The organism is Bartonella occidentalis, from assembly GCF_037070875.1.
In the GTDB taxonomy this organism is placed as follows: Bacteria; Pseudomonadota; Alphaproteobacteria; order Rhizobiales; family Rhizobiaceae; genus Bartonella.
Genome location: NZ_JAYMZJ010000002.1, coordinates 328,537 through 338,223 on the forward strand (window position 1 = coordinate 328,537; position 9,687 = coordinate 338,223).

The window sequence follows — 9,687 nt, forward strand, 5'->3', positions numbered from 1 at the left end:
CCTACAATTTATATCGTCGCACAAATAAATTAAAATCTAAACTAACTTTTCAAAAAATCCTAAAGAGGCACATATGCCTCTTCTAGATCATTATTTATCTTAAAATAAATTTACTGCGCAACTTTAGAAAAAATAACCTCACCACCAACTTTTTCAATCTTGAGGAGAGCCGCTTTAGAAACACCAGAAACGTTAAACGTAATTTTTTCTTTTAACTCACCACCAGAAAGAAGGCGAACACCATCTTTTACACGACAAATAACACCAGCTTCCCTCAGTGCAATAACATCGACCGGTTTTGTAATATCCAGCTTACCTGTATCAACCGCTAGCTGAATACGACCCAACGAAACCTCATTATAATCCTTAGCAAAAAAATTCCTAAATCCACGCTTTGGCAAACGACGATAAATAGGCATTTGCCCACCTTCAAAACCATGCAGAGCAACACCAGAACGAGACCTTTGTCCTTTAACACCACGACCACCAGTTTTTCCAGTACCCGAACCAATACCACGCCCAACGCGTTTACGATTCTTTGTCGCACCCTCGCAATTACGCAATTCATTGAGTTTCATTATACACACCCCTGCGACCTTCAATTTTCATCTATAACGCGAACAAGATGCTGAACCTTAGCAATCATACCTCTCACACAAAGTGTATCCTCTAAAATACGCCGCCGCCGCATCTTATTTAACCCAAGACCCTTTAATGTTGCACATTGAATTTGTGGGCTCCTAATTGGACTTCTAATTTGCTCTATCGTTATAGTTTTTTTCTGAGATTTTTTCTGAACCATTTTATAATCCTTTTCCTAACAACCTCAGAAATTAACTTTCCGCATCAATCAAATTTTGACGACGCGCCTGCAAAGAAGAATATTTAATACCACGCTGAGCAGCTATATCCTTAGGATGCATTTGGCGTTTCAACGCATCAAAAGTTGCACGAACCATATTATAAGGATTTGATGATCCTAACGACTTAGCAACAACATCCTGCACACCAAGAGTTTCAAAAATAGCACGCATCGGCCCCCCAGCAATAATACCAGTACCTGCAGAAGCTGAACGCAACAAGACACGCCCTGCCCCATGACATCCCTCAAGGTCATGATGCAGTGTTCGTCCAGACCGAAGCGGAACATAAATCATTCCACGCTTCGCAGAATCTGTAGCTTTACGAACCGCTTCAGGAACCTCACGCGCCTTACCATGACCAAAGCCAACACGCCCTTTCTGATCTCCAACAACAACAAGAGCAGCAAAACCAAAACGGCGACCACCCTTTACCACTTTAGCAACACGATTAATGTGAACAAGCCTATCAACAAACTCACTATCGCGTTCATCCCGCTCACTACGCTCTTTTTGTGCCATTCCTAATTCCTTTTTCTTTTCCGGAAGCACGCCGATAAAATTCCAATATCATAAAACTAACTTACATAAAACACATCAAAAACTCAAACCACCTTCACGAGCAGCTTCAGCTAATGCCTTTACCCTACCGTGATAAACATATGCCCCACGATCAAAGACCACCTCATTAACTCCAATTTTTTTCGCACGTTCAGCAATTAATCTACCAACAGCAAAAGCTGCTTTTTTATCAGAACCATTTTTAAAAGACTTTTTAAAATCACCTTCAAGAGTAGACGCAGAAACAAGCGTACATCCACGCAAATCATCAATAATTTGAGCATAAATATTCTGATTTGAACGATAAACACTGAGCCGTGGACGAGCATTAGAAACCATTTTAATTCGACGACGAACACGCCGTGCGCGACGCTGAATAGTATCCTTAGATGAAACCATAATGCAAAATCCTTATTTCTTTTTACCTTCTTTACGGAAGATACGCTCATCTGCATACTTAATACCTTTACCTTTATAAGGCTCAGGTCTACGATATTCACGAATCTCTGCTGCGACTTGTCCTACCTGCTGCTTATTAACTCCAGAAACAACAATTTCTGTTGGCTTAGGAACCGTCACAATAACACCCGCTGGAACTTCATAAATAACATCATGTGAAAAACCAAGCGATAACTGAACATTATTGCCCTGTAAGGCAGCACGATAACCAACACCACTAATTTCAAGCCTCTTATCAAAACCATCTTTCACACCACAAAAAATATTCTCAATCATTGAGCGTGACATACCCCATTTAGAGCGAGCATCTTTTGATTGATCACGTGGTGTAACCGATATAACATTTTCCTCAAGCTTAACCAAAACTTCATCATTTACAACGTAGCTCAGCTCACCTTTCGGACCTTTTGCCTTAACCAGCTGTCCTTCAACAGTAGCGACAACCCCAGAAGGAATTGAAATGGGCTTTTTTCCAATACGAGACATTGTTCTAACCTATTTTTCTGTTCTCTTACAATCACTCAGAAAACACGACAAAGAATCTCTCCACCAACATTCTGTTCACGCGCTTCATGATCTGCCATAACTCCCTTAGGAGTTGATAAAATCGAAATGCCAAGACCGTTTGCAACTTGAGGAATAGATTTAGCAGAAACATACACACGACGACCTGGCTTTGAAACACGTGAAATTTCACGAATTACAGCCATTCCTTCAAAATATTTTAATTCAATTTCAATTTCAGACTTTCCATCACCAAAGTCAACCTGATTATACCCACGAATATAACCTTCTGACTGAAGAACGTCAAGAACACGCGCACGAAGCTTCGAAGCAGGGGTAATAACCTTACCTTTCTTACGACAAAGCGCATTACGAATACGTGTTAACATATCACCAAGAGGATCTGACATAGACATAGTAATCTCCTCCTCACCAACTAGACTTAACAATACCAGGAATATGACCCAAAGAGCCAAGCTCACGCAACGCAATTCGCGACATCTTTAATTTACGATAATAAGCCCTCGGACGACCTGAAACCTCACAACGATTACGCACGCGTACTTTTGCAGAATTACGCGGCAGCTTCGCCAATTGAACAGACGCCATAAAACGCTCTTCAAGAGAAACATTTTGATTCATAATTATCGCTTTCAAACGCGCACGACGTGCAGCATAACGCTTTACCATCACTTCACGATGTTTGTTTTTTTCAACGGCACTCACTTTGGCCATAATTTTACCTCGCTACGTTTACCGTTAAGAACGGAAGGGGAAATTAAAAGCACGCAACAATTCACGCCCTTCATCATCCGTCTTCGCTGTCGTACAAACAACAATATCCATTCCCCAAATTTGATCAACTTTATCATAGTTTATTTCTGGAAATACAATATGCTCTTTGATACCCATAGCAAAATTACCACGACCATCAAAACTTTTTGGATTTAAATTACGAAAATCCCGAACCCGAGGGAGTGCGATCGTAATAAGGCGATCTAGAAACTCAAACATACGATCTCGACGTAACGTAACCTTTGCTCCCAACGGCATACCTTCACGAACCTTAAAACTTGCAATAGAATTACGTGCACGTGTAACGACAGCCTTCTGCCCTGTTATTAAAGCCAAATCCTCAGCCGCAATAGACGGCTTTTTAGAATCAGAAGTAGCTTCCCCAACCCCCATATTAATCACAATCTTATCAAGACGTGGGATCTGCATCTCATTCTTATAATTAAATTTTTCCTGTAGAACTTTACGAACCACTTCGAAATAATGCGTCTTCATGCGCGGCTCTTGCTTTTCTTCAGCCATTAATTAATTCTCCTGAACGCTTGGCAAAACGAACCTTGCTACCATCCGCATTTATACGAAAACCCACACGAGTAGGCCTACCATCTTTAGGATCAACAATCGCCAAATTAGACAAATGTATCGGAGCTTCTTTAGAGACAACCCCTGCTTCCTGCTTTTGCGTCTGGCGCTGATGACGCTTAACCATATTAATTCCACGGACAAAAGCATTCCCCTTTTTAGGATTTACTTTCATCACTTCGCCACTGCATCCTTTATCCTTACCAGATAAAACAATAACTTTATCACCTTTTCGAATCTTCTGCATGATATTTAGCCCATTTACAATACTTCAGGAGCAAGCGAAATAATCTTCATATGGTTCTTACCACGAAGTTCGCGGGGAACAGGCCCAAAGATACGTGTACCTATCGGCTCTTTTTTATTATCTACTAAAACAGCAGCATTACTATCAAAACGAATTACGCTACCATCCGCACGGCGAACATCCTTAGCAGTACGAACAACTACAGCTTTCATGACATCACCTTTTTTAACACGGCCACGAGGAATTGCATCCTTTACCGAAACAACGATAACATCACCGACTGAAGCATATCTTCGCTTTGAGCCACCTAACACTTTGATGCACATGACACGACGCGCACCAGAATTATCTGCAACGTCAAGGTTTGTTTGCATCTGAATCATAACTGGCTACCTTTTCCTAACATTCATATCCGAATGAGCCTTCAAAACACACGGACTTACTTACTAAATAATGACAAAATTACTGCTTACAAATCAACAAAATTGTTAAATTTCAAAACAATAAATCTAATTAGCTAAACCACACTATCTTTAACAACAACCCAACGTTTATTTTTCGAAATCGGTTTAGACTCCTGAATAAAAATCTGATCCCCAACCTTAAATCGATTAGCTTCATCATGAGCCTTATACTTTTTAGACTGCCTAACAGTTTTTTTAAGAAGTGGATGAGAATAATGACGCTCCACCTGAACAACTACAGTCTTATCACTTTTGTCACTAACGACAACACCCTGTAAAATGCGTTTAGGCATCTCTTACTTCCTTAGCTTTACTTTTGTTCATCTTTTCACGAAGCAAAGTTTTAATACGCGCAATATCACGACGAACCCTTTTAATATGCGAAGTCTTCTCTAACTGACCAGTAGCCTTTTGAAAACGCAAATTAAACTGCTCTTTCTTTAACTTAGCTAATTCATCCTTCATCTGATCGAGCGTTTGCGCCCGTAATTCTATGGCTCTCATCGCTTAACCTCTTTATTCAGCAATACGCTGGACGAAACGCGTTTTAACAGGCAATTTCGCAGCCCCCAATCTTAACGCTTCACGCGCAACACCTTCAGGAACTCCGTCAAGCTCAAACATAACTCGCCCTGGCGCAACACGAGCTGCCCAATAATCTACACTCCCCTTACCCTTTCCCATACGAACTTCAGTTGGCTTAGATGTAACAGGAAGATCTGGAAAAATACGAATCCACACGCGACCAGAACGCTTCATATAACGTGTAATTGCGCGCCGCGCTGCTTCAATTTGGCGAGCAGTAACACGTTCTGGCTCAACTGCCTTTAAACCATAGGCACCAAAATTTAAATCAGTACCACCTTTTGAAGCCCCGCGAATACGACCCTTGAACTGCTTACGGAACTTTGTGCGCTTTGGCTGCAACATTGCTCTCTACTCCAAATCCTAGTTTAACCACAAAAATTAAGTATTTTCGCGGCGACGGTTCGACAAAGAACCTGAATGATCATTCTCCATAGCACGACGTTCCGAAGCCATTGGATCATGTTCGAGAATCTCACCTTTAAAAACCCAAACTTTAACACCACAAATACCATAAGCAGTCTTAGCCTCTGCCGTACCATAATCAACATCAGCACGCAAAGTATGAAGTGGAACACGACCTTCACGATACCACTCCATACGAGCAATTTCAGCACCACCAAGACGACCAGAACAGTTAATACGAATACCCTCTGCTCCAAGGCGCATAGCTGACTGAACTGCACGCTTCATTGCACGACGAAAAGCAACACGACGCTCAAGTTGCTGAGCAATTGACTGAGAAATAATTGTCGCATCAATCTCCGGCTTACGAATTTCCACAATATTCAAAGACGTATCAGCATTAGTCATTTCAGAAAGCCGACGACGAAGCTTTTCAATATCAGCACCTTTTTTACCGATAATAAGACCGGGACGCGCAGAATGAATCGTTACACGACATTTTTTATGAGGGCGTTCAATAACAACCTTAGAAATAGCTGCCTGCTTCAACTCTTCAAGCACATATAAACGAATCTTCAAATCTTCATGAAGCAAAACTCCATATTCACCACTATCAGCATACCAACGTGAATCCCAAGTCTGATTAATACCAAGGCGGAGCCCTACTGGATTTATTTTCTGACCCATTATGCAGCCTCCACTTCTTCAATCACTTCACGAACAATAATAGTAAGGTGCGAAAACGGACGCTCAATTCGACTTGCACGGCCACGCCCACGCACATGAAAACGCTTCATTACTACAGACTTACCAACATAGGCCTCTGAAACAATCAACGAATCAATATCAAGGCCATGGTTATTCTCCGCATTTGCAATCGCTGATTCAAGAGTTTTTTTAACCTTTTCAGCAATACGTTTTCGCGAAAACGTTAAATCAGCTAGAGCAACATCAACTTTTTTACCACGAATCATTGCAGCTACTAAATTAAGCTTTTGCGGGCTAACACGAATCGTTCTAGCAACAGCTCTTGCCTCATTATCCTTAAGCTGACGCGGAACCTTATCTTTTCCCATCCCTATTTCCTCTTCGCTTTCTTATCTGCACCATGACCATAATAAGTCCGGGTTGGAGCGAACTCACCAAACTTATGGCCAACCATTTCTTCAGAAACAGAAACAGGAATATGCTTATTTCCGTTATAAACACCAAAAGTCAAACCAACAAACTGCGGTAGAATAGTAGAGCGACGACTCCATATTTTTATAACCTCATTGCGCCCACTTGCGCGTACCTTCTTTGCCTTCTCAAGAAGATAGCCGTCAACAAACGGACCTTTCCAAACTGAACGAACCACTTTAGACTACCTCTCTCACTTCTTGCGTTGATGACGTGTACGCATAATAAATTTACCAGTAGCTTTATTAGAACGCGTACGTTTACCTTTCGTAGGCTTCCCCCAAGGAGACACTGGATGACGCCCTCCCGACGTACGACCTTCACCACCACCATGCGGATGATCTACCGGATTCATAGCAACCCCACGAACATGTGGACGTTTACCACGCCAACGTGATCGACCAGCCTTACCATCATTAATATTTCCATGATCAGGATTTGAAACAGCACCTACAGTTGCAAAACAATTACTAGACACCAAACGCTGCTCACCTGAATTTAAACGGAGGATAGCCATCCCTTGATCTCGTCCAACTAATTGCGCATAAGTCCCAGCTGAACGCGCTATTTGACCACCTTTCCCCGGCTTCATTTCAACATTATGAATAATCGTACCCACTGGCATATTAGCAAGCGGCATCGCATTTCCTGGTTTAACATCAATATTTGAACCAGCAATAACAGAATCGCCAACAGCAAGACGTTGTGGAGCAAGAATATAATCCAATATTCCATCTTCATAACGAATCAATGCGATAAAAGCAGTACGATTGGGATCATACTCTAAACGCTCAACTTTCGCAGAAACACCACGCTTTAAGCGCTTAAAATCAACAAGTCTATAACTCCGTTTATGACCACCACCCTGGAAACGAGCAGTAACTCGACCACGATTATTACGTCCACCTTTTGATGACAACCCCTCAGTCAGTGTTTTTATAGGCTTCCCCTTATGAAGACAAGAGCGATCCACAATAACAAGCTGACGCTGCCCAGGGGTAGTCGGATTAAAATGCTTAAGTGCCATTATTCTTATCTCCGAACTTCTTAAAGACCTGTCGAAACATCGATAGACTGGCCATGCGCCAGTGTCACGATCGCTTTTTTAACATTACTCTGCCGACCAATAACACCCTTAAAGCGCTTCACTTTACCCTTACGGACTATCGTATTAACTGCCTTAACCTTAACACTAAAAAGAGCTTCAACGGCATTTTTAATCTCAAGTTTTGTTGCATTCAATGCGACATTAAAAGCAACCTGATTATACTCAGAAATCATAGTCGACTTTTCAGTAATAACTGGGCTAACAATTATATCATAATGACGAAGATCTGTCATTTAAAACGCTCCTCGAGAGCCTCAACAGCTGCTTTCGATAAAACAAGCTTGCTGCGACGCAAAATATCATAAACATTAATTCCTTGAATAGGCAAGATATCAATATTAGGAATATTGGAGGCTGCACGAAAAAAATTAACATCAATCTCTTTACCACCAATTACTAAAGCATTACTAAATCCAAGCTTAGAAAAACTTGAAGCAAGGATCTTAGTCTTTACATCCTTAACACTCAATTCATCAACTATAATTAAATCATCCGTTTTAAACTTTGCTGACAAAGCAAAACGCAATCCGAGTGCACGAATCTTCTTAGGAAGGTCATGTACATGACTACGAGAAACTGGACCATGCGCTTTACCACCACCCCGAAACTGCGGAACACGAGCAGACGAATGACGAGCACGACCAGTTCCTTTTTGTTTAAACATCTTCGCCCCTGTCCGCGACACATCAGACCGACCTTGTGATTGATGCGTTCCTTGTTGACGACGAGCAAGCTGCCAGCGAACAACACGTTGCAAAATATCTTCACGGGGAACAAGGCCAAAAATACCATCAGAAACTTTTAACTTACCAGATTCGCTACCATCAAGAGCTTTAACTATCAGATCCATTATTCGGCTCCCTCAGATTCAGAGGTTTCCGTTACTGGAGCAACCATTTTTGTTTCCTCCTCTACAAAACGGCGAATACCAGCAGGTTTCGGAGCATTATCGGGAAGACGTTTTTTTACAGCGTCCCGAACCAAAATCCAAGCTCCTTTAGCACCAGAAACAGAACCGCGCACTAAAATTAAACCACGTTCAACATCCGTAGAAACGACCTCAATATTTTGTGTTGTAACGCGCACCTGCCCCATATGACCAGCCATTTTCTTGCCTTTAAACACTTTACCAGGATCTTGACATTGACCTGTCGAACCATGAGCACGATGGGTTATTGAATTACCATGCGAAGCACGATGCCCACCAAAGTTATGCCGCTTCATAACACCAGCAAAACCCTTACCTATACTAGTACCTGTCACATCAACCCTTTGTCCCGGAACAAAATGTTCTGGAGTAATTTCAGTCCCAACATCAAGAAGATTATCTGGGGTAACATGAAATTCTGCAACTTTAACTTTCGGTTCCACCAAAGCCTTAGAAAAATGCCCGCGAAGAGCTTTCGAAATATTTTTAACTTTAGCAAAACCCACACCTAATTGAACAGCAGTATAACCATTCTTTTCAACTGTTCGTTGAGCAATGACCTGACAATTCTTCAAACGAAGTACTGTTACTGGCACATGCTCACCAGCATCATTATAAACACGGGTCATGCCCAGCTTCTGTGCTATTACACCTGAACGCATTGGGTCTGTTCCTTCTGTCCTCAAACCTCAGAGCTTAATTTCAACATCCACACCAGCAGAAAGATCGAGCTTCATGAGCGCATCAACTGTTTGCGGCGTTGGATCAACAATGTCAAGAAGACGCTTATGTGTGCGCATTTCAAATTGCTCACGACTCTTCTTATCTATATGCGGCCCACGATTAACCGTAAATTTCTCAATCCGCGTCGGAAGCGGAATGGGACCACGGACATTAGCGCCGGTACGCTTAGCAGTCGACACAATTTCACGCGTCGACGCATCAAGAATTCTATGATCAAACGCCTTTAAGCGAATGCGGATATTTTGACTGTTCATGCTCTTTATTTC

The 9,687-nt window shown here is 41.9% G+C and carries 21 protein-coding genes; all 21 read right to left on the reverse strand.

Annotation, left to right across the window (positions count from 1 at the left end):
• Nucleotides 1-110 precede the first annotated feature (110 nt).
• Nucleotides 111-578, reverse strand: coding sequence for a 50S ribosomal protein L15 (rplO, locus tag WCP78_RS04905; RefSeq protein WP_336279386.1), 468 nt, complete (start codon nt 576-578; stop codon nt 111-113).
• Nucleotides 579-598: 20 nt separating this feature from the next.
• The gene (rpmD, locus tag WCP78_RS04910; RefSeq protein ID WP_336279387.1) at nt 599-802 is read right to left on the reverse strand and encodes a 50S ribosomal protein L30; all 204 of its coding nucleotides are present in this window, start codon (nt 800-802) and stop codon (nt 599-601) included.
• A 31-nt stretch (nt 803-833) separates the two neighbouring features.
• Nucleotides 834-1,382 (reverse strand): 30S ribosomal protein S5, encoded by a 549-nt coding sequence (gene rpsE, locus WCP78_RS04915; protein ID WP_336279388.1) that lies wholly within the window; start codon nt 1,380-1,382, stop codon nt 834-836.
• Nucleotides 1,383-1,457: 75 nt separating this feature from the next.
• The gene (gene rplR, locus WCP78_RS04920; RefSeq protein WP_336279389.1) at nt 1,458-1,820 is read right to left on the reverse strand and encodes a 50S ribosomal protein L18; all 363 of its coding nucleotides are present in this window, start codon (nt 1,818-1,820) and stop codon (nt 1,458-1,460) included.
• A gap of 12 nt (nt 1,821-1,832) precedes the next feature.
• The gene (gene rplF / locus WCP78_RS04925; protein ID WP_336279390.1) at nt 1,833-2,366 is read right to left on the reverse strand and encodes a 50S ribosomal protein L6; all 534 of its coding nucleotides are present in this window, start codon (nt 2,364-2,366) and stop codon (nt 1,833-1,835) included.
• A gap of 35 nt (nt 2,367-2,401) precedes the next feature.
• The gene (rpsH, locus tag WCP78_RS04930; protein ID WP_336279391.1) at nt 2,402-2,800 is read right to left on the reverse strand and encodes a 30S ribosomal protein S8; all 399 of its coding nucleotides are present in this window, start codon (nt 2,798-2,800) and stop codon (nt 2,402-2,404) included.
• Nucleotides 2,801-2,813: 13 nt separating this feature from the next.
• Nucleotides 2,814-3,119 (reverse strand): 30S ribosomal protein S14, encoded by a 306-nt coding sequence (rpsN, locus tag WCP78_RS04935; RefSeq protein WP_336279392.1) that lies wholly within the window; start codon nt 3,117-3,119, stop codon nt 2,814-2,816.
• A gap of 24 nt (nt 3,120-3,143) precedes the next feature.
• Nucleotides 3,144-3,701, reverse strand: coding sequence for a 50S ribosomal protein L5 (rplE, locus tag WCP78_RS04940; protein WP_336279393.1), 558 nt, complete (start codon nt 3,699-3,701; stop codon nt 3,144-3,146).
• Entirely contained in the window at nt 3,694-4,008 is a 315-nt protein-coding gene (rplX, locus tag WCP78_RS04945) for a 50S ribosomal protein L24 (RefSeq protein ID WP_336279394.1), read from the reverse strand. Before rplX ends, rplE begins: the two co-directional genes overlap by 8 nt.
• A gap of 14 nt (nt 4,009-4,022) precedes the next feature.
• Nucleotides 4,023-4,391 carry a 50S ribosomal protein L14 gene (gene rplN / locus WCP78_RS04950; protein WP_336279395.1) on the reverse strand — a complete coding sequence of 123 codons (369 nt, stop codon included), beginning with the start codon at nt 4,389-4,391 and terminating at the stop codon, nt 4,023-4,025.
• Between the two features lie 134 nt (nt 4,392-4,525).
• On the reverse strand, nt 4,526-4,765 hold the full coding sequence (rpsQ, locus tag WCP78_RS04955) for a 30S ribosomal protein S17 (protein ID WP_336279396.1): 240 nt from the start codon (nt 4,763-4,765) through the stop codon (nt 4,526-4,528).
• A complete protein-coding gene (gene rpmC, locus WCP78_RS04960; protein ID WP_336279397.1) occupies nt 4,758-4,976 on the reverse strand; it encodes a 50S ribosomal protein L29 in 219 nt (72 codons plus the stop codon). Before rpmC ends, rpsQ begins: the two co-directional genes overlap by 8 nt.
• A 12-nt stretch (nt 4,977-4,988) precedes the next feature.
• Nucleotides 4,989-5,402, reverse strand: a complete 414-nt coding sequence (gene rplP, locus WCP78_RS04965) for a 50S ribosomal protein L16 (RefSeq protein ID WP_336279398.1) — start codon at nt 5,400-5,402, stop codon at nt 4,989-4,991.
• Nucleotides 5,403-5,438: 36 nt separating this feature from the next.
• Nucleotides 5,439-6,149, reverse strand: a complete 711-nt coding sequence (gene rpsC, locus WCP78_RS04970; protein ID WP_336279399.1) for a 30S ribosomal protein S3 — start codon at nt 6,147-6,149, stop codon at nt 5,439-5,441.
• The gene (gene rplV / locus WCP78_RS04975) at nt 6,149-6,538 is read right to left on the reverse strand and encodes a 50S ribosomal protein L22 (RefSeq protein WP_336279400.1); all 390 of its coding nucleotides are present in this window, start codon (nt 6,536-6,538) and stop codon (nt 6,149-6,151) included. Before rplV ends, rpsC begins: the two co-directional genes overlap by 1 nt.
• A gap of 2 nt (nt 6,539-6,540) precedes the next feature.
• Nucleotides 6,541-6,819, reverse strand: coding sequence for a 30S ribosomal protein S19 (gene rpsS / locus WCP78_RS04980; protein ID WP_336279401.1), 279 nt, complete (start codon nt 6,817-6,819; stop codon nt 6,541-6,543).
• Between the two features lie 15 nt (nt 6,820-6,834).
• Complete coding sequence (rplB, locus tag WCP78_RS04985; RefSeq protein WP_336279402.1) at nt 6,835-7,668, reverse strand: 50S ribosomal protein L2; 834 nt, start codon at nt 7,666-7,668, stop codon at nt 6,835-6,837.
• Between the two features lie 20 nt (nt 7,669-7,688).
• A complete protein-coding gene (locus WCP78_RS04990) occupies nt 7,689-7,982 on the reverse strand; it encodes a 50S ribosomal protein L23 (RefSeq protein ID WP_336279403.1) in 294 nt (97 codons plus the stop codon).
• Nucleotides 7,979-8,599, reverse strand: a complete 621-nt coding sequence (gene rplD / locus WCP78_RS04995) for a 50S ribosomal protein L4 (RefSeq protein ID WP_336279404.1) — start codon at nt 8,597-8,599, stop codon at nt 7,979-7,981. The genes WCP78_RS04990 and rplD overlap by 4 nt, the downstream gene beginning before the upstream one ends.
• Nucleotides 8,599-9,339 carry a 50S ribosomal protein L3 gene (gene rplC / locus WCP78_RS05000; RefSeq protein ID WP_336279405.1) on the reverse strand — a complete coding sequence of 247 codons (741 nt, stop codon included), beginning with the start codon at nt 9,337-9,339 and terminating at the stop codon, nt 8,599-8,601. Before rplC ends, rplD begins: the two co-directional genes overlap by 1 nt.
• Before the next feature lie 27 nt (nt 9,340-9,366).
• Nucleotides 9,367-9,675, reverse strand: coding sequence for a 30S ribosomal protein S10 (gene rpsJ / locus WCP78_RS05005; RefSeq protein WP_004855744.1), 309 nt, complete (start codon nt 9,673-9,675; stop codon nt 9,367-9,369).
• Nucleotides 9,676-9,687 lie beyond the last annotated feature (12 nt).